An 18,548-nucleotide genomic window follows, 5' to 3' on the forward strand; every position below is an offset into this window, starting at 1 on the left:
CTCAGATCGGGGCCGGGCCGTTCGCCGCCAGGTAGATCGTGGAGCCTGACACGTGCCCCGCGACGACGCGGGCGGCCCAGTGGGCGCCGCCCAAGAACGTCGGCTAGGGGGCGCGGCGCAAGGTTCGGACCGGGCGGACGAGCAGCAGGGTCGCGACCACGGCGGCGGTGACGAGCGCGGAGACCGCCAGCAGGTCGCGCGGCGCGACGAGCGTGGACACCGGGCCGACCAGCGCCTGGCCGACCGCGATCCCGGACACCGAGCCCGCGACCTCGTAGGCGGTGACCCGGTTGAGGACCTCCGCGGGGACGAGCGTCTGCACGCTGGTCGACCACATCACGGACCAGAACGCCCACGCGGCGCCGCCGAGGATGTGGCCGGCGACCAGCGCGGGCAGGGGCGGCTCCAGGACGACCGACAGCGGCACGGCGACGAAGCCGATCAGCGCCACCGCGCCGGCGGCGAGCGGGCGGGCCGGGCGGAACCGGATGGTGACGAGGCCGCCGATGACGGTGCCGGTGCCGAGGCCGGCGACCGCCCAGCCGTACGCGGCCTCGCCGAGGCGGCCGCCGACGAGGTGGGACGCGAGCGGGATGTACGGGCCGAAGACGAACAGCCCGAAGCACATCCAGATGAGGATCACCGACCACATCCACGTGCGCGAGCGGAACTCCTGCCAGCCGCGGCGCAGGTCGCGCAGTACCGTCGAGGCCTGCCGGCCCTCCAGGACCGGTGTGCGGCGGATCAGCCCCAGGCACACGCCGCTGAGCAGGAAGGTCGCGGCGTCGACGGCGTACACGGTGCCGGGGCCGGTGAGCGCGATCAGCACGCCGGCGAGGGCCGGGCCGCCGAGCTGGGTGATCGCGTCGGCGATCTTGAGCGTGCCGTTGGCGCGCTGTGGGTCCCGTGCCACCAGCGGCACCATGCCGTTGACGCCGGGCTGGAACATGGCGGCCGCGGCGCCCGAGAGCGCGGATGCGAGCAGCAGCAGCCACATCGGCGGTACGCCGGCGAAGAAGGCCGCGGCGAGTGTGCCCTGCGTGACCGTGCGTACCGCGTCGGCGCCGACCATCAGGGTCCGCGCGCCGATCCGGTCGGCGAAGACGCCGCCGAAGACGACGAGCAGGACGAACGGCGCCGTCCAGACGGCAAGAACGTACCCCACGCCCGACACCCCGTAGAGGGCGCCGACGGCCAGCGCGGCCGCGACGGGCATCATCGCGTCGCCCAGCAGCGATACCGTCCGCGCGCCGAAGTACAGCGAGAAATCCCTGGTCCAGAGCACTTCCGGGGCGCTCGTGACCGCGCCTTGATCGACGGCCGTGGTCATGCGACGAACTCCATGATCGCCGATTCTGGTCACGCCGGGGCGCCGGCACAGGCCTGCGCAGCGCCATCCTTGGGTACATTCGTGCCATGACACGTCATCGGGTGGTCGCGCTGGTGGGCCCGCTGCTGGAGCTGTACCCCGTGACGTGCGCCTCCGCCGTGTTCGGCTACCACGGCCCGGACATCGCGCAGCACTACGACTTCCGGCTGTGCGCCGAGCGGCCCGGGCCGATACCGACCACGATGGGCGCGGACATCGTCGTCCCCGACGGCCTGGCCGCGCTCGACGACGCCGACACGGTCCTGGTCGCGGGCTGGTGCCCCGGCCCGGACTTCTCGCCCGAGCTCGGCGGCGCCGTCCTCGCGGCGCACGCCCGCGGCGCCCGGATCGTCGGCGTGTTCGGCGGCGTCTACGTGCCGGCGGCGCTGGGCCTGCTCGACGGCCGCCGCGCCGCCGTGCACTGGGAGTGCACCGCCGACCTCGCCCGGCGCTACCCGCGCGTCAACGCCGACGGCTCCGTGCTCTACATCGACCACGGCGACGTCGCGACGGCCGGCGCCTCGGCCTCGGTCGTCGACCTGTGCCTCAACCAGGTCCGCGAGCAGCACGGCGCCGCCCTCGCCATGCGGATCGGCCGGCAGCTCTCCGCGGCGCCCGCCCGGGAGGGCGAGCAGCGCCAGGGCCCGGCGCCGGCGACGCTCCGCCCGGCGCCGGAGTCCCTCGGCCCGCTGCTGGACTGGGCCATCGCCAACCTCGACCAGACGCTGACCCTGCGCGACCTGGCGCAGCGCTCGCGCATGTCGCCGCGCACCCTCAACCGCCACTTCCTGGAGCAGCTCGGGACGTCGCCGGGGCGGTGGCTGCTGGACCGGCGCATCGCATGGACCCGCGCGATGCTGGAGGAGACCGACCTGCCCGTGGAGACGATCGCGACGCGCGTCGGGCTGTCGTCGGCGGTGAACCTGCGGCGGCACTTCCGCAGCGCCCTGTCCACGACGCCGGCCGCCTACCGGCGCGCCTTCCGCGCCGTTACAGCGTAGGCAGCGGGGCGCCGGGGTCGATGCCGCCGCCGGTCATCGCCGCGGCACCGATCGCGGCCTCGTCGCCGCCCGCGAGGAGCAGGGTCCGGGCCCGCTGGTACGGGGCGCCGGCGGCCTCGAACGCGTCCGCGGTGGCGAGCAGGCGGGCCCGGTCGCCGTCGAGGAGGGCCTCGGCGCGGTCGAGCTGGGCGGCGGCGATCGGGTTGGCGCCGACGGTCGCGCGGGCGGCGGCGATGCGGGCGCGGGCGTCGGAATGGCCGGCGAGCGCGGCCGCCTCGGCGCCCAGGGCGACGTACCAGTGCAGCCAGATCCACGTCACCCACTTCCACACCTGCGCGGGCTCGGCGGCCACGCACTGCAGCGCCGCCTCGGGGCGGCCGTGGTGGAGGTGGACGGTGGCGTCGAAGACGGCGCCGTAGCCGACGCTGCGCTCCGGGGTCGCGCCGAGCCGGTCGGCGATGCCGAGCCACTGCGCCCGCGCGCCGTCGTCGCCGCGCAGGCCGTGGAGCATCGCGACCGCGGCGGCGGTGGCGGCCAGGCGGGGCGCGCGGAGGCGGCCGGTGCGTTCCCACGCCTCGAGGAACCGGTCGCTCGCGGCGAGCACGTCGTGGGCCTCGCCGGCGAGGACGTCGACCATCAGCCGCCAGGAGAGGGCGTAGTGGCCGACCTCGGCCAGCAGCGGCAGGTCGGCGAGCTGCCGGCTCCAGCGGCGGGCGGTGTGCAGGTCCCCGACGCCGAGGCTCGTGTCGACGCCCGAGACGAGGGCGTCGGTGAGCTCGTGCATGCTTGCGGGCTGCACCGATACCGCGGACAGCAGCTCGATACGCCCCCGCGCGGTCGCGGCGGCGCCGAAGCTGTCGCCCGCCCAGCTCTGTGCGCCAGCGAGGGAGTCGAGGGCGGCGGAGACGGCGAGGGGGTCGTTCGCGCGCCGGGCCAGGTCGACGGCGCGCGTCGCGGCGGCGAGGGTCTCGGCGACGGCGTTGTCCGACGGGCCCTGGTCGGAGCCGAAGGCGTCGGCGAGTACCGCCGCCTCGGCCAGCACCACGGCGGCCTCGGTGGCCGGGTCCCGGCCGGCGAGGGCGCGGGCCTCACGGAGCAGTGCCTCCGGCTCGTCCGGCGGCGGGACCTGGGTGAACGCGCCGGAGAAGCGGTAGGCGGTGGTGGCCGCGGTGGACAGCTGGCGGGCGGCGCCCGTCTTGTCGCCGGCCCGGGCGGCGGCGTCGGCGGCGGCGCGGTGCAGCCGGTACATGTCGTCGCCGAGCAGCCGGCAGCCGGCCACGGCGGCCGCGCGGCGCAGCGCCTCGGCGGTGTCGGCGTCGTCTTCGGCGAGGGCGGCCGCCTGCTCGTAGCGCTGCTGGGCCTCGCCGGCGAGGTTGCGGGTGAACGCGGCCTCGGCCAGGGCGACGGCGAGGCGGTGCGCGTCGCCGCGGTGCCCGGGGTCGGCGGCCGCCCGGCCGAGCGCGGCCCGCAGGTCGTCGGCGACCGCGTCGAAGCGGATGCGCCAGGGCCCGTCGGCGGGGCGCACCTGGCCGGCGAGGTCGGTCGCGCTCGCCACGCACCAGCGCAGGTGCCGCGCCCGGACGTCGTCGAGCTCGCCGGCGCCCGTCAGCTGCTCGGTGCCGTACTGGCGGATCGTGGCCAGGGTTCGGTACCGCATGCCGCCCGTCGCCGGCGTCGCCGTGAGCAGGCTCTGCTCGGCGAGGCGGGCGAGCCCGTCGAACACGGCGCCCGGCTCCAGCGGCGCGAACGCGGCGACCCGCCCGGCGGCGTCGGCGGTGAACGGCGCCACGAACACGGCGATGCGCCGCAGCAGCGTGCGGTCGTCCTCGTCGAGCAGGGCGTAGCTCCAGTCCAGCATCGCCCGCACCGAACGGTGCCGGTCGTCGGCGCGGGCGCCGCCGGTGAGCAGCCGCAGCTGGTCGCCGGCGGCGAGCCCGTCCAGGCCGAGCAGGGGCAGCCGGGCGGCGGCCAGCTCGATGGCGAGGGCCACGCCGTCGAGCCGCGCGCAGATCTCGGCGACCTGGTCGCGCTGCTCCGGCGTGATCGGCCAGCCGACGGCCGCGGCCCGCTCGAGGAACAGCGCAACCGCGTCGTCGTCGCCGTCCAGGGACAGCGGCGGCACCGGGTGGACGCGCTCGAACGGCACCATGAGCCGGGCCCGGCTGGTGGCCAGCACGGTCAGCCGCGGGCACCCGGTGAGCAGCCGCTCCAGGAACGGCGCGACGCCGTCGCGGAGGTGCTCGCAGTTGTCCAGCACGAGCAGGGCGTGACGGTCGGCGAGCGCGGCCACGACGGACTCGTCCAGCCCGCGCCCCTGCTGCTCGCCGATGCCGACGGCCGCGGCGACCGCCGCCCCGACCATCGCGGAGTCGGTGATCGGCACGAGGTCGACGAACCAGACGCCGTCGGCGAAGTCCCCGGCCACGTCGCCCGCGACCGCGAGGGCCAGCCGGGTCTTGCCCACCCCGCCCGGCCCGACGGCGCTGACCTGCCGGTGCGCCCTGATCGCGCCGGCGAGGTCCGCCCGCTCCCGCGCCCGCCCGACGAACCGCGTGACCGGCGAGGGCAGCCCGGAGGCGGCCCGCCCGCCGCGCGCGGCCCGGCTCCACTCGGTCGCGAGCTGCGCGAGGGCCCGCCGGTCGGGCGCACCGAGCTTGCGCAGCAGCGACGACACGTGCGTCTCGACGGTCCGCACGGAGATGTACAGGCGGGCGCCGATCTCCGCGTTGCTCAGGTGCTCCCCGAGCAGGGTCAGCACCTCGGCCTCCCGTGTCGAGATCCCCGCCTGCGCCGTCACCACGGGGTCCATCCTGCCGTACCCCGCGGGCCGGGCTCCGTGGTGCTCCCCGTGGTCGCCACGGATGTCCGCGGGCGGGCCCGCGGGCGAGGCTTTGATGCGTGGCCGACAGCGGCCGCACCGCCCACTTCGAAACGTCAGGAGCCGACCATGTTCAACACCGTGCTGCACCCCGTGTCCGACCTGGGCAAGGCCAAGGAGGTGTACACCGCGCTGCTCGGCGTCGCGCCGCAGACCGACAGCTTGTTCTACGTCGGCTTCGAGGTCGACGGCCAGCAGATCGGGCTCGTGCCGGGCGGCGGCCCGCAGGCCATGACCGCGCCGGTCGCGTACTGGCACGTGCCGGACATCGAGGCGAAGCTCGCCGAGGTGACCGCGGCCGGCGCGACGGTCAAGGAGCCGGTGCGCGACGTCGGCGGCGGCCGCCTGGTCGCCACGATCACCGACCCCGACGGCAACGTCGTCGGCCTGCTGCAGGACCACTGACGCCCTCCTCCGTAACAAACGTTCCGGGCCGGCGCGGGACTCGCGTCGCGCCGGCCCCGTAACAAACGTTCCCGTAACAATCGTTCCGAACCAGGAGAGACCCTCATGAAGAACACGAAGCAGTACGACGGATTTTCCGAGGCCGAGCGCGCCGCGATGAAGGACCACGCGCAGGAGCTCAAGAAGAGCGCCCGCCGCGACCCGGCCACGGCCAAGGCCGAGGCCGAGGCGGACGTGCTCGCGAAGATCGCCGAAATGCCGGAGGCGGACCGCGTTCTCGGCGAGCGGCTGCACGACATCATCAAGGCCAACGCGCCGTCGCTGTCGCCGAAACTGTGGTACGGGATGCCGGCGTACGCCAAGGACGGCAAGGTCGTGTGCTTCTTCCAGAGCGCGGAGAAGTTCAAGTCGCGGTACGCGACGCTGGGCTTCAGCGACCAGGCGGACCTCGACGACGGCGCCATGTGGGCGAGCGCGTTCGCGCTGACCACGTTGACGCCCGCCGATGAGCGGCGGATCGCCGCGCTCGTTTCCCGGGCGGCGAAGTGACGCCGCCGGCCCGGTCGCTGCAGGAGCGGCGCAAGGACACCCTGCACCGGCTGGAGCACGACATCGACGCCTGGGTGGCCACCGCCGACCCGGACGGCACGCCCTACCTGGTGCCGTTGTCGTTCCTGTGGGACGGCGAGACCCTGCTCATCTCCACGGCGGCCGCGAACCCGACGGCGCGGAACCTCCGGGCCGGCGGGCGGGTCCGCCTCACCGCCGGCCCGACCCGCGACGTGGTGCTCATCGAGGGCACCGCGGAACTGCTCGACGGCGTCGGCGACGAGGTCGGCGACGCATTCGCGGAAAAGACCGGGTTCGATCCGCGAAAGGGGCGCAACTATCTGTACTTCCGCATCCGCCCGCTGCAGATCCAGGCCTGGCGCGAGGCGAACGAGCTCGCCGGGCGGGACCTGATGCTCGACGGTGTGTGGCAGGCTTAGCCGAGGTGCCGTTCGACCTTCCGGGCGAGGTCTGCGACGCTGTCGGTGACCTTTTTGCGGTAGCCGATGAAGAAACGATTCGCCATGGGCACCGCCCACGCGGCGCGGCGCGCGATGTTGAAGACGCGATAGGTCAGCACCGCGCGGTCGCCGTCGGGGCCGGCACTGATTTCGCCGCGGTACCACCAATGCCCCTGCATGCCCACCACCCCGGGCCGGTGGTCGACGTCCACATAGGCGCGCGCCTCCGTGTTGACCAGCATGGCGTCGGCCACCCACTCGCCGTCGACGAGCTCGAGCACCGCGGCGAGGGGCGCGTCGACCGGCGCGGAGGCCTCGAACAGCAGCCGCCGTTTCATCGCTCCGCCTCTGCTTCACTAAGAATCTGCATGGTGCAGATACCTACTGACGCAGATTATGCGCCGATATAGTCGGCGCATGTCAAGCTCCCGGCAGCGCCTGCTCGACGAGCTGCAGGCCACCCTGACCCAGGCCGTCGCCGACGCGATCCTGGTGCAGCAGGCCGCCGCCGACCGCCTGGGCCTGCCCCTGCAGGACTTCAAGTGCTTCACCGCCCTGCTGGAGCGCGGCTCCGCGACCCCCGGCGAGCTGGTCCAGCGCACCGGGCTGACCAGCGGCGCCGTGACCCGCATGATCGACCGCCTGGAGCGCGCGGGCTGGGTCCGCCGCACCCACGACACCGTCGACCGCCGCCGCGTCGTCGTCGAGCCGATCCACTCCCGCCTGCCCGAGGTCGAGCCCCTCTTCGCCGGCATGTCGCGGGGCTGGAACGCCGCCCTGTCCGACTACGACGAGGACCAGCTCCGCCTGCTGCTCGACCTCTTCGGCCGCATGCGCCTGCTGGCCCGCGAGCAGGCCGCCGCCATCCGCGACGCCTGATCGTTCCCGCCCGCCAACGAGCAAGAGCCGGCCGCCCGTGCGAGGGGCGACCGGCTCTTGTCGGAAGTTGTCAGTTGGACGCGACACCCAGGCCGGCGTCGCCGCCGTGGTACTCGGTGCCCTGCGCGAAGCTGGCGTCGAAGCGCTGCTGCAGCGCGTCGAGCTCACCGAACTCGGCCTGGTGCGAGTTCTCCGAGCCCTCGGCCGCGAACACGTGGTCGTCGACCGACGCGTCGTGCGAGTAGTTCGTGTAGTCGTCCGACTCGTAGTGCACGGCCGGCGCCTGGTCGTACTCGACGTGGTGGCCCTGCGAGAAGTCGGTGGACTCGGCCGCGTGGTGGTCGTTCTCGTACACCCCGAACTGGTTGTTGTAGTCCGCCTCCGAACCCTCCGCCTGGTGCAGCTGGTCCAGACCGTCGTGCTCCTGGCCCGACTCGAAGTGGCCGTAGTCGACGTCGCTCATGTCTATGACTCCCCTGGAAGATCTCGCTCGCTGTTGCACACAAAATTACGGACCCGCAGATCACCTCGAATCCCGGAAACGTGCCAGCGCGGATGGCGAGTGGTGGTGCTCACACGCTGCGTTGTAACGCCGGGAAGGGCTCGCCCGTCCTGAAGCTGTCCATGACACGAGGTTCAGGAGGACGACGATGCGGACACTGGTCGCGGGAGCCACCGGGGTCATCGGCAGCCGGCTGGTGCCGCTGCTGGGTGCGGTGGGGCACGAGGTGGTGGCGATGGTCCGGCGCAAGGACCGGGCCGGGGCGCTGGCGGGGGCGGGCGTCGAGATCGTCGAGGCGGACGCGCTGGACCGGGATGCGGTGCGCCGGGCGGTCGGGCGGGCGGCACCGGACGCGGTGGTGAACATGCTGACCGCGATCCCGGCCGAGCTGAACCCGAGGCGGCTGGCCCGGGACTTCGCCGTCACCAACCGGCTGCGCACCGAGGGCACGCGCAACCTGGTCGAAGCGGCGGGCGGCGCGCGGGTCATCAGCCAGGGGCTCGGCTACGCCTACCAGCCGGGGGCGGGCCTCGCCGACGAGGACGCGCCGCTGTGGAACCGCGGGACGCCCAAGCAGTTCGTCCCGGTGCTGGCGGCCCTCGTCGAGCTCGAACGGCTGACCACCGGGGCCGGCGGGCTGGTGCTGCGGTTCGGTCACCTCTACGGGCCGGGAACGGCGTACGCGGCCGACGGGTCGTTCGCCCGGCAGGTGCGGGCCGGTAAGGTGCCGCTGGTGGGTGGCGGGCACGCGGTGTTCTCGTTCACGCACGCCGAGGACGCGGCGAGCGCGATCGTGGCGGCGCTGGACCGGGATCGGGTCGGCGGCGTGCTGAACGTCGTCGACGATGCGCCCGCCGCGTTGCGGGACTGGCTGCCGCGGTACGCCGTGATGCTCGGCGGCAAGGCACCCCGACCGGCGCCGGCGGCGCTGGCCCGGCTGGCCGTCGGCGGCTGGGGGGTGGCCTTCATGAACGAGCTGCGCGGGGCCGACAACGCGCGGGCGCGCCTGCAGCTGAACTGGCGGCCCCGGTACACCTCGTGGGCCGACGGGTTCGCCGGCACCGTGGCGCGGGCGGCCTGACATGGCGGACGCGGAGCGGTTCGAGGCGCTGCGCCCGTTGCTGCTGGGTCTGGCCTACCGCCTGCTGGGCAGCATGTGGGACGCCGAGGACGTCGTGCAGGACGCGTACCTGCGCTGGATGCGCACCGACGGGTCGCAGGTCCGCGAGCCGCGGGCCTTCCTGGTGACGGTGGTGTCCCGGCTGGCGCTGGACCAGCTCCGCTCGGCCCGGGCGACCAGGGAGGCCTACACCGGCCCCTGGCTGCCCGAGCCGGTCGCCGCCGACACGTTCGGGCCGGCCGACTCGGCCGAGCTGCGCGACACCCTGTCGTACGCGACGCTGCACCTGATGGAGCTGCTCACCCCGCCGGAGCGCGCGGTGTTCGTGCTGCGCGAGGCGTTCGACCTGCCGTACGACGAGATCGCGCGGATCGTCGGCAGCCCGGCCGGGACGTGCCGGCAGCTGCACCACCGCGCGGCGCACCGCCTGGCCGAGGGCCGCGACACGCGGTTCGCCCCGTCGCCGGCCGAGCACCGGGAGCTGCTCGCCCGCTTCCTCGACGCCGCGCGCGGCGGCGACCTGGCCTCGCTGACCGACCTGCTCAGCGAGGACGTGGTCGCCTACAACGACGGCGGCGGCAAGGTCCGCGCCGCCCTGCACCCGGTCATCGGCCGCGACAACGTCCTGGCGTTCGTGGCGGGGCTGATGTCGCGCTACCCGCTGACCCGGGCGGACCTGACCGAGGCCAACGGCGAGCCGGCGATCTGGACCGTGATCGGCGGCCAGCGGCAGCTGGTCGCCTTCGACGTCCGTGCCGGGCGCATCCACGCCATCTACGGCGTGCTCAATCCCGACAAGCTCTCACACGTTGCGGTGGGGTGCCGTTGAGGCCACCGCGCGTCGTCGTCGAAGACGACGTGGACGAAGCCAGGCAGGGCGTCGCCGGCCTCGGCGAGCACGGTCTCGCTCGCCGCTGGGGTGGCCCAGGCGGGCCGACCAGACCGCGCCGCGGTAGAACGCGGCCATCAGCTCACTCGCGCAGCCGCTGACGCCACCAGGCAGCGGCATGCCAGTCGCTGATGAACCTTGCGTTGGGGTCCGGGAGCGTGCGCCGCCGGAACTCCTCATCGAGCGGGGCGACGGCTCGACGCAACTCGGCACGAGCGTGGGCCGGCAACCTGCGCAGCGCGTTCTCCAGCTCATCGCGGGCATAGACCGGGTCGCAGCACGGGCAGTCCGCCCAGGGGATGTACAACCACCGCCCCGGCCGGCGCAGGAAACGTCGAAGCGCGTCAAGCCCCTGGCGAACGCAGCCGGGCCACAGATGACGGGCTTCCGCGATCTGGATGGCGGTCAGTGCCCCTCGGCTGAACCCCTGGGCCGAGCTCACCGCTCCACGAATATCGGCACGAACCTGAGGGACGCGAACAGCGCCCGGCCTCCTACGAGGCATCGATCCTTGAAGTCGGCGTCACGCCACCATCCTGCCACACCCGCGCCGGGTCGCTGGCCAGCCGTGGTCGATCAGCAGGCCGCCGGAATCTCGTCCCAGGCCGAACGATCCACGGGGCAAGCATATTGTGCTGGCGTGCACATTCATTTCGACGTGCCGGCCGATCCGGCCTACCCGGGACGCGTTGCGGCCGTGCTCAGCGGCGTCAGGCTTCGTCGGTACACCGTGATCGGCGCCTGGCTGGTCGGTCTCGGCGTGGTCGGGCTCGCGCTGGCGCGGGTGACCGAGTGGGGTGACAAGTTCTCGTCGCTGAGCACCGCGCTCGTCGTCGGCGGGGTGCTGTCGATGCTCTACGCGCCGTTCGTGCGGTACAAGGCCCGGCGCCGCTCCGGCGACTACGCCGTCGAGGGCGACTACGACATCACCGACGACAACATCATGATGCGCAGCGGCTCGGAGTCCGGCGGCATCGCCTGGGAGGGCGTCTCGCGGGTGGTCGACACGCCCGAGTTCTGGATCGTGTACGTCGGGCGCATGCCGGCCACCGTGATCCCGCGCGGGCTGATGTCCGACGAGGACGCCGAGACGCTGCGCGCGTTCATGGCCGAGCGGGAGCTGCTCGGCACCTAGCCGACCGGTGTCAACGCGGGCTGATCGGCGACGCCGCTCCGGCTTCGGCGCCGGCGCCGAGGACCGGCTGAAGGTCGAGAAGACCTCCTGCGCCACGTCCTCGGCGTGGTCGCGGGGGCCGAGCACCCGGGCGGCGACGGCCACCACCTGCGGGTACGCGGCGCGGAAGACCTGTTCGAGGTCCGGCCGCACGGCCACCGCGCCCTTCCGCACTTCATCCAGCACACCCTTGCAGCACCGCCGGTGCCCCGGATGTGACAGGCGTGTTCAGCCCTGCTGCTGGGTGGGCCGGATGAGCATCTCGTTGACGGCGACGTACCGCGGCCGGGTGACGATGTAGGCGATCGTGTCGGCGATGTCCTCGGCCCGCAGCCGCTCGACGCCCTCGAAGCGGGCCTTGATCGTGTCGAGGACCTCGGGCCGGTTGTGCGTGGCGAGCTCGGTCTCGGTGGCGCCCGGCTCGACGAGCGACACCCGCACGAACCGGCCGGTGATCTCCTGGCGCAGCGCCTCGCTGAAGGCGCCGACGGCGTGTTTCGTGGCGTTGTACACCGCGCTGCCGCCACGCGCCACGCGCCCGGCGACGGAGCTGATGTTCACCATGTCGGCGACGTTGCGCGGGCCCGACTCGGCGGCCTGCAGCAGGTGTGGCAGGGCGGCGCGGGCGCAGTACAGCAGCCCCATGACGTTGATCGAGACCATCCGCTCCCACTCGTCGACCGGCGCGCCGACGACGGGACCGAGCAGCATCACCCCGGCGTTGTTGACGAGCGTGTCGAGCCGGCCGAGCCCGGCGACGGTGCGGGCGACCACGTCGTCGGCCTGCGCCCGGTCGGTCACATCGGCGACGATCACCAGGGCCCGGCCGCCGCCGTCCTCGATCCGCTTGGCCAGGCCCTCGAGCCGGTGGGTGCGCCGCGCGGCAAGGGCCACGGCGGCCCCGCGCTCGGCCAGGGCGAGCGCGGCCGCCTCGCCGATGCCGCTGGACGCCCCGGTGACCAGTGCGACTGTTCCTTCCAAAGATCCCATGGTTCGAACCTACGTCCCCGGCGAATGCCCGTCTCGGCGGCGCTGTTATTGACATCACATCAGATTCATCCTATGTTTCGCATCTGTGCGAACCGCATCCCCCGCCAGGGACCCGCGGCTGCGAGGCCGCACACCTCGCCGCCGGCATCGGCAGTTGGGCAAACGAACATCCGATGAATAGCGGTTCCGGGCGGCGCGGGGATGCGCGGCACACGGGTCTTCGGCGAGACCCGGATGGACGCCAGCGCGATCGGTCTCACTAGCCCGAACAAGGAGAAGCGATGTCTCCCATCCCCTGGCGGAGGGCCTTTGCGCCCGCCGCCGTCGCCGCCACACTCGCCGGCCTGCTGCTGTACACGGTCGTCCAGTCCGCGCCCGCCAGCGCCTCGACGACCGATGCGGCGTTCAACTCGAGCACCGGCACGCTGAACGTGAACTACGGCTCGTACCTCGCCAAGCACGACATCGTCTACAACTCGCCGAACACCAACCCGCTCTACGGCCTCACCGTCGGCAACGGGCGCACCGGGGCCATGGTCTGGAACGCCAACCAGATGACCATGCAGGTCTCCGGCGTCGACCTGTCGGAGCAGTCGGCGTACGCGGCCGGCAACGTCACCCTGAACACCACGCCCGCGCTGAACTCCGGGTACACGACGTTCCAGCAGCGGCTGTCGCTGTACGACGGCACCCTCACCACGAAGTACGACAGCAACCGCACGGTCACCATCATGGGCTCGCCCAACTCCGAGGTCATGGGCATCCACGTGGACGACTCGCGCACCGGCCTGTCGAACATCAGCCTCGACCTGAGCCTGTGGGACCTCAACGCGGTCACCAACTCCGCCGACGTGCCCAACCTGACCACCTGGAAGACCGCCTCGACGTTCGCCGACTCCACCGGCATCGGCATCTCGCGCGGCCAGGCCGACCCCAACGGCTTCGGCTACACCCTGGCGGCGACGGTCGAGGGCGCGTCCTACACGTCGTCGACCGTCAACGGTACGCAGGTGCGCCTGAACATCACCCCGACGTCGAGCTACACGATCTGGTTCACGGCCGCGTCGCGGATCAACGCCGCGAACCGTGACTCGGTCGCGGCGGCCCGCAGCCAGCTCTCCTCGGTGAAGTCCACCGGCTACGCGACCACGTTCAACAACTACAAGAACTGGTGGCACGACTTCTGGGGCAAGTCGTTCGTGCAGTACTCCAACGGCGGCGGCGACGCCGACTACATGGAGAACGCGTACTACCTCGCGACGTACATGATCGCCGCCGGGGCGTACGGCAACTACCCGTACCACTTCATCAACGGCGTCTTCCGCGCGACGCAGGACAACACGAAGTGGAGCAACGGATACTGGTACTGGAACCAGCGCGACGTCTACAACTCGTTCCTCGCGTCCAACCATACGGACGTGATGGCGACGTTCAACAAGCTCTACAGCCGCAACCAGGCCGCCATGACGTCCTATACGCAGACGCGCTACGGCGTCGGCAACGCGCTGTGGGTGCCGGAGACGATGGGCTGGGACGGCAACGCCCGCGGCACCATCAACAGCGACTACGTCAACGACATCTACTCGACGGGCACCGAGGCCGCCTACAACATGTACCTGCAGTACCGGTACACCAACGACGCCGCCTACCTGTCCAACACCGTCTACCCGTTCATGCGCGACGTGCTGCGCTTCTACCAGAACCGTTTCCAGCTGCAGAACAACGAGTGGGTGATGCCCAACTCCAACGCGCACGAGACGTACTGGGACGTCCGCAACGCGATCACCGACCTCGCGGCGGTCCGCCTGCTCGCCCCGATCGCCATCCAGGTCTCCACCGACCTGAACGTCGACAGCACCCTGCGCACGCAGTGGCAGGACCTGCTCAACCGCCTGCACCCGTACCAGGTGTCCAACGGCGCCTGGCTGCCGCACGACCCGCCGGCACCGGCACAGCAGCGCAACGGCGAGAACGTGACGTCGGAGCTGATCTGGCCGTATGACCGCACCGGCATCGGCGCGGGCGACTACCAGACCGCGCTCAACAGCTGGAACAACCGCCCCAACCCGTACAGCAACGTGTGGGCGAACGACGCCGCGCAGGCCGCACGGCTGGGCCTGGGCGACCAGGCGTACAACGGCATGAAGCTCATGCTGCAGCGGTACCAGAACTACCCCAACGGCATGACCAACAACACCAACGGCGTGTTCGAGTACCTCGGCATCCACCTCGTCGCCATGAACGAGTCGTTGATGCAGAGCTACAACGACAAGATCCGCGTCTTCCCCGCGGCCCCGTCGATCGGCGGCTTCGTCGGCAAGTTCACCCTCCTGGCCAAGGACGGCTTCCTCGTGTCCTCGGAGCGCGAGGGCGGCGAGATCAAGTACGTCGGCCTGCGCAGCCTCTACGGCAAGCAGGCCCGCGTGGTCAACCCGTGGGGCACCCAGCAGGTCCAGGTCCGCCGCACGTCGGACAACGCCATCCTGCAGACGTCGAGCGCGGCGGAGATCACCTTCGCGACGGCGGCCAACACGAACTACGTGGTCGAGCGCACCGCGAAGCTCCTGTCCTCGTACTCGGCGACCACGCTGACCGGCACCCAGAACAACGGCGTGAAGTCCCTGTCCGGCACCGCGTCGACCCTCGGCCTCGGCGGCGGCTCGACCCCGCCCGGCAACGGCCCGACGTTCTACTCCGACATCAACTACGGCGGCACCGCGGTGCAGCTGGGCACCGGCAACTACGACCTGTCGCAGCTGCAGTCGGCCGGCATCGCCAACGACAGCGTCTCCTCGATCCGCGTCCCCTCCGGCTACAGCGTGACCGCCTACGGCGACAGCGGCTTCGCCGGCCCGTCGTGGACGTTCAACGCCGACACTCCGAACCTGTCCACCACCGGCGGCAACGACGCCATCTCCTCCGTGCGCATCACCACAACCGGCGGCACCGGCGGCGTCGCCCTGCGTTCCCGGGCCAACAACCTCTACGTCTCGGCCCCGAACAACGGCACGTCACCGCTGATCGCCAGCGCCAGCACGATCGGCGCCGCCGAGCGGTTCACGCTGGTCGACCTGGGCGGCGGCAACGTCGCCATCCGGGCCCAGGTGAACAACCAGTACGTGTGCGCCGAGAACGCCGGCGCGCAGTCCCTGATCGCCAACCGCGCGTCGGCCGGCAGCTGGGAAACCTTCCGCCGCATCAACAACGCGGACGGCTCGGTCTCCTTCCAGGCCACGGTGAACAGCAAGTACGTGACCGCTGAGAACGGCGGCGCGGCCCCGCTGATCGCCAACCGCGACGCGATCGGCCCCTGGGAACAGTTCGACCTGACCACCCTGTAACCGCTCGAGTCCGCTCGTCGCCCGGGGCCGCGCGCCTCGGGCGACGAGCGGCACTCGCCGGCCTTCGGCGTGGTGGAGGTCAAGTCGACCTCCGGCGACAACCGCCTCGGCGGCGACGACTGGGACGAGCGCATCGTCGATCACCTGGTGAAGACGTTCCGCGGCGAGCGGGGCGTCGACCTGTCCGCCGGCAGGATGGCGATGCAGCGGCTGCGTGAGGCGGCCGAGAAGGCCAAGATCGAGCTGTCCGCCGACGTCCTGGTCCTCGATGTCACCCCGCTGTCGCTGGGCATCGAGACCAAGGGCGGCATCATGCACAAGCTGGTCGAGCGCAACACGACCATCCCGACCAAGCGCTCCGAGGTGTTCAGCACCTACGAGGACAACCAGTCCTCGTTCGTCGTCGACGTGTTCGAGGGCGAGCGGGAGATTGCGTTGTACAACAAGCGCCTCGGCACCTTCGAGCTGACCGGCATCTCGCCGGCGCCGCGTGGCGTCCCGCAGATCGAGGTCACCTTCGACATCGACGCCAACGGCATCGTGCTGGTCCTCGCGCAGGATCTGGGCTCGGGCAGGGAGCAGTCGATGACGATCACCGGCGGCTCGGCGCTGCCGAAGGACGACATCGAGCGGATGATGCGCGACGCGCAGGACCACGCCGACGAGGACAAGCGCCGCCGTGAGGAGGCGGAGACCCGCAATCTCGCCGAGGCCCTGCAGTGGGTACGCCGTGGACAACGCCACCGGCACCGGCATCGCCGACCTGCGCGCCGCGATCGCCCGGCACGCGGCGGCCGTCCACCACGAGGATCTCACCCTCCCCAGGTCGTGGCTCGCCGCGCGGGACGCGGTGCTCGGCCGGGCCCGCGACGAGCCGCACATCGCCTTTCACGAGTTCGCCGCCGTCTGCGCCCGGCACGGCCTCGGCGAGGCCGACACGGACATGCTCGCGGAACGGATGCACCACCTCGGGCAGATCGTGCAGCACGACGACGTCGTCATCCTCGACCCCGAATGGCTCTCGAAGACCATCGGCAAGGTCATCGACGACCGGCGCACGCGCGAGGCCCGCGGCGTGCTCGACCACGCCCGGCTCGCCGAGATCTGGCCCGCCGAGCCGCGCCGGCTGCGCCCGCACCTGCTGCGGCTCATGGAGCGCTTCGACCTGTCGTTCCGACCGACCGGCGAGTACCTGTGGATCTGCCCGGACCACATGACCCGGTATGAACCGGGTTTGCCCTTCGTCGACTGACCTCCCGCGTAGGGTCATGCATCATGACAGACGCGACCCTCGCGGCGAGGATCTACGGCGCGAGCCATCTGACCGGGCAGTTCGAACTGCGTTCGGGCCGGGTGGCCACGGAGTACTTCGACAAGTACCTGTTCGAGGCGGACCCGGCGCTGCTCGACGAGGTCGCGGCGGGACTGGCCGCACTGGTGCCGGACGGCACCGAGGTGCTGGCCGGCCTGGAGATGGGCGGCATCGCGGTGGTGACCGCGCTGGCCCGCCATGCGCGGCTTCCGTGCGCCTTCGTCCGGAAGGCCGCGAAACCCTACGGGACGCGCCGGCTGGCCGAGGGCGCCGAGGTGGCCGGGCGGCGTGTGCTGGTGGTCGAGGACGTCGTCACGTCCGGCGGGCAGGTGGTGATCTCGGCCGGGCAGTTGCGGGAGCTCGGTGCGCGGATCAGCGATGCGTTGTGTGTCATCGATCGGCAGGAGGGCGGGGCCGAGGCGCTGGCGGCCGAGGGGATCGCGTTGCGGTCGCTGCTGACCCGGGCCGATCTGGAGGCGGCGAAGGGCTCGTCCTGAGTTGACGGACGGTTTGTCGATCGCGTCGAGCACCGCGCCGGCGGACCCGCTGCTCAGGACGCTCGATGAGCGCGCTGGCTGGTGAAGCGCTCCTGCGCGTCGAGGACGGCGTCGCCGTAGCGCAATGCCCACTGGCCCATCGCGCGCATCGGCTCCAGGAGCGCGGTGCCGGCCTCGGTGAGCGCGTAGTCGACGCGCGGGGGTGCCTCGCCGTACGCGCGCCGGTGGACCAGGCCGTGGTACTCCAGCCGCCGCAGCGCGTCGTTGAGGACCTTCGGCGCGATGCCGCCGATGCGGGCCGTGAGCGGGTGCGGGCGCATCGGGCCGTAGGCGCCCAGGGTGAACACCACCACGCTGTCCCAGAGGTTCGCCAGGACCTCGAACGCGACTCGGGCCTGGCAATCCGCGGTGAACTCGTCTTCCACACCCCGATTGTGCCCGCCCGATGGACACCGTCCGGTGTGCATCGGGCCGCCTAGCCTCGATCGTCATGCGCATCGGCATTCTCGGTACCGGAAACATGGCCGCAACCCTCGGCGGCGTCTGGCGGCGGGCCGGTCACGACGTCCTCGTCGGCGGCCGCAACCCCGCCTCCGGCGGAGCCACCCTCCGCGACGCCGCGACACACGGCGAGCTCGTGCTTCTCGCGGTCCCTGACAAACGACGCTCGGCCGATGGTGGCGGGCGCCTTTGGCCTGCCCTTTTCAACGGGGCACAGTGGTCCAGGTCCTACCCTGCCCACGGTGATTCCTCCAGGCCGTCTGCCGCCGCCGAACCCGTGCGGGTCATCAGTCGGTGGTCCAGGCCGTCGGCGGCAAGGTTGGTATCCGTGTCATCGTTCGCGGCTTCACCTTGAGTGGATGCGCTATTTGAAATGATCCGTCGAGTTCGGGGCGGTGGTTTCGGGCGGGGGCTGGGACAATTGTTGTGTGCGGCAGTTGCAGTTGTTTACGAGTGCGGAATTGGCTGCCATGCGTGATCGGACCAAGTCGCGGCGGTATTCTCCGGCGCAGGAGGAGTTCCGGCGGGAGCATGCGCGGCAACGCGCCTGGGGGCAATGCCACGTAGCCTAGTTTGATCTTGGTGGTTGTTCGGCGTGGTGGGGTGACATTGACAGCGATGGCGGTTTGGATCGCGGGTCATGACGTCGGTGGTGGTGCGTCCTGATCAGGTCACGCTGG

The 18,548-nt window shown here is 71.9% G+C and carries 20 protein-coding genes and 1 pseudogene; 14 read left to right on the forward strand and 7 right to left on the reverse strand.

All coding sequences use genetic code 11. The annotated features are described in order from the left end of the window. Positions 1-103: 103 nt before the first annotated feature. Positions 104-1,330, reverse strand: coding sequence for an MFS transporter (locus ABD901_RS40450; protein ID WP_345135778.1), 1,227 nt, complete (start codon positions 1,328-1,330; stop codon positions 104-106). 86 nt (positions 1,331-1,416) lie between these two features. On the opposite strand from ABD901_RS40450, the gene ABD901_RS40455 reads away from it, so the two are divergent. Then, positions 1,417-2,370, forward strand: a complete 954-nt coding sequence (locus ABD901_RS40455) for a GlxA family transcriptional regulator (RefSeq protein WP_345135780.1) — start codon at positions 1,417-1,419, stop codon at positions 2,368-2,370. Here the strand turns inward: ABD901_RS40455 and ABD901_RS40460 are convergent. After that, positions 2,360-5,179 (reverse strand): ATP-binding protein, encoded by a 2,820-nt coding sequence (locus tag ABD901_RS40460; protein ID WP_345135781.1) that lies wholly within the window; start codon positions 5,177-5,179, stop codon positions 2,360-2,362. The two genes, ABD901_RS40455 and ABD901_RS40460, sit on opposite strands and share 11 nt — an antisense overlap. 138 nt (positions 5,180-5,317) lie before the next feature. On the opposite strand from ABD901_RS40460, the gene ABD901_RS40465 reads away from it, so the two are divergent. The 3 genes from ABD901_RS40465 (at position 5,318) to ABD901_RS40475 (ending at position 6,642) form a co-directional block, all read left to right on the forward strand. Next, on the forward strand, positions 5,318-5,653 hold the full coding sequence (locus tag ABD901_RS40465) for a VOC family protein (protein WP_345135783.1): 336 nt from the start codon (positions 5,318-5,320) through the stop codon (positions 5,651-5,653). Positions 5,654-5,758: 105 nt separating this feature from the next. Continuing rightward, positions 5,759-6,202 carry an iron chaperone gene (locus tag ABD901_RS40470; protein WP_345135785.1) on the forward strand — a complete coding sequence of 148 codons (444 nt, stop codon included), beginning with the start codon at positions 5,759-5,761 and terminating at the stop codon, positions 6,200-6,202. Then, a complete protein-coding gene (locus tag ABD901_RS40475; protein ID WP_345135787.1) occupies positions 6,199-6,642 on the forward strand; it encodes a pyridoxamine 5'-phosphate oxidase family protein in 444 nt (147 codons plus the stop codon). The genes ABD901_RS40470 and ABD901_RS40475 overlap by 4 nt, the downstream gene beginning before the upstream one ends. Here ABD901_RS40475 and ABD901_RS40480 read toward each other — a convergent pair. Continuing rightward, entirely contained in the window at positions 6,639-7,001 is a 363-nt protein-coding gene (locus ABD901_RS40480; protein ID WP_345135788.1) for a hypothetical protein, read from the reverse strand. The genes ABD901_RS40475 and ABD901_RS40480 overlap by 4 nt on opposite strands. 79 nt (positions 7,002-7,080) lie before the next feature. Here ABD901_RS40480 and ABD901_RS40485 point away from each other — a divergent pair, with 79 nt between their 5' ends. Beyond that, the gene (locus ABD901_RS40485) at positions 7,081-7,542 is read left to right on the forward strand and encodes a MarR family winged helix-turn-helix transcriptional regulator (protein WP_345135790.1); all 462 of its coding nucleotides are present in this window, start codon (positions 7,081-7,083) and stop codon (positions 7,540-7,542) included. Positions 7,543-7,612: 70 nt separating this feature from the next. Here ABD901_RS40485 and ABD901_RS40490 read toward each other — a convergent pair whose 3' ends face one another. Continuing rightward, positions 7,613-8,005 (reverse strand): hypothetical protein, encoded by a 393-nt coding sequence (locus ABD901_RS40490; protein WP_345135793.1) that lies wholly within the window; start codon positions 8,003-8,005, stop codon positions 7,613-7,615. A 187-nt stretch (positions 8,006-8,192) separates the two neighbouring features. Here ABD901_RS40490 and ABD901_RS40495 point away from each other — a divergent pair, with 187 nt between their 5' ends. Both ABD901_RS40495 and ABD901_RS40500 read left to right on the forward strand, forming a co-directional pair. Continuing rightward, a complete protein-coding gene (locus ABD901_RS40495) occupies positions 8,193-9,125 on the forward strand; it encodes an NAD-dependent epimerase/dehydratase family protein (RefSeq protein WP_345135794.1) in 933 nt (310 codons plus the stop codon). 1 nt (position 9,126) lies between these two features. Next, on the forward strand, positions 9,127-9,993 hold the full coding sequence (locus ABD901_RS40500; protein ID WP_345135796.1) for an RNA polymerase sigma-70 factor: 867 nt from the start codon (positions 9,127-9,129) through the stop codon (positions 9,991-9,993). Positions 9,994-10,135: 142 nt separating this feature from the next. Here the strand turns inward: ABD901_RS40500 and ABD901_RS40505 are convergent, their stop codons facing one another. After that, positions 10,136-10,495: a hypothetical protein gene (locus tag ABD901_RS40505; protein WP_345135797.1), complete on the reverse strand. Its 360-nt coding sequence runs from the start codon at positions 10,493-10,495 to the stop codon at positions 10,136-10,138. Positions 10,496-10,693: 198 nt separating this feature from the next. Here ABD901_RS40505 and ABD901_RS40510 point away from each other — a divergent pair, with 198 nt between their 5' ends. Next, positions 10,694-11,188: a YcxB family protein gene (locus ABD901_RS40510; protein WP_345135800.1), complete on the forward strand. Its 495-nt coding sequence runs from the start codon at positions 10,694-10,696 to the stop codon at positions 11,186-11,188. Positions 11,189-11,293: 105 nt separating this feature from the next. Then, complete coding sequence (locus tag ABD901_RS40515; protein ID WP_345135801.1) at positions 11,294-11,446, forward strand: hypothetical protein; 153 nt, start codon at positions 11,294-11,296, stop codon at positions 11,444-11,446. A gap of 9 nt (positions 11,447-11,455) precedes the next feature. Here the strand turns inward: ABD901_RS40515 and ABD901_RS40520 are convergent, their stop codons facing one another. After that, the gene (locus tag ABD901_RS40520) at positions 11,456-12,217 is read right to left on the reverse strand and encodes an SDR family NAD(P)-dependent oxidoreductase (protein ID WP_345135803.1); all 762 of its coding nucleotides are present in this window, start codon (positions 12,215-12,217) and stop codon (positions 11,456-11,458) included. A 281-nt stretch (positions 12,218-12,498) separates the two neighbouring features. Between ABD901_RS40520 and ABD901_RS40525 the strand changes: the two genes are divergently transcribed. The 4 genes and pseudogenes from ABD901_RS40525 (at position 12,499) to pyrE (ending at position 17,367) form a co-directional block, all read left to right on the forward strand. After that, positions 12,499-15,558 carry a glycosyl hydrolase family 95 catalytic domain-containing protein gene (locus tag ABD901_RS40525; protein ID WP_345135804.1) on the forward strand — a complete coding sequence of 1,020 codons (3,060 nt, stop codon included), beginning with the start codon at positions 12,499-12,501 and terminating at the stop codon, positions 15,556-15,558. 60 nt (positions 15,559-15,618) lie between these two features. Then, a pseudogene (locus tag ABD901_RS40530) lies at positions 15,619-16,281 on the forward strand (Hsp70 family protein); the annotation flags it as partial. 7 nt (positions 16,282-16,288) lie between these two features. Then, positions 16,289-16,810 carry a COR domain-containing protein gene (locus ABD901_RS40535; RefSeq protein WP_345135806.1) on the forward strand — a complete coding sequence of 174 codons (522 nt, stop codon included), beginning with the start codon at positions 16,289-16,291 and terminating at the stop codon, positions 16,808-16,810. A gap of 23 nt (positions 16,811-16,833) precedes the next feature. Further along, positions 16,834-17,367 carry an orotate phosphoribosyltransferase gene (gene pyrE, locus ABD901_RS40540; RefSeq protein ID WP_345135808.1) on the forward strand — a complete coding sequence of 178 codons (534 nt, stop codon included), beginning with the start codon at positions 16,834-16,836 and terminating at the stop codon, positions 17,365-17,367. Positions 17,368-17,420: 53 nt separating this feature from the next. Here the strand turns inward: pyrE and ABD901_RS40545 are convergent, their stop codons facing one another. After that, complete coding sequence (locus tag ABD901_RS40545; protein ID WP_345135811.1) at positions 17,421-17,792, reverse strand: winged helix-turn-helix transcriptional regulator; 372 nt, start codon at positions 17,790-17,792, stop codon at positions 17,421-17,423. Between the two features lie 65 nt (positions 17,793-17,857). Here ABD901_RS40545 and ABD901_RS59215 point away from each other — a divergent pair, with 65 nt between their 5' ends. Next, positions 17,858-18,223: an NAD(P)-binding domain-containing protein gene (locus ABD901_RS59215; protein WP_425556786.1), complete on the forward strand. Its 366-nt coding sequence runs from the start codon at positions 17,858-17,860 to the stop codon at positions 18,221-18,223. Positions 18,224-18,548: the final 325 nt, after the last annotated feature.

Origin of the sequence: Dactylosporangium darangshiense, from assembly GCF_039537565.1 — a bacterium.
Taxonomy (GTDB): domain Bacteria; phylum Actinomycetota; class Actinomycetes; order Mycobacteriales; family Micromonosporaceae; genus Dactylosporangium; species Dactylosporangium darangshiense.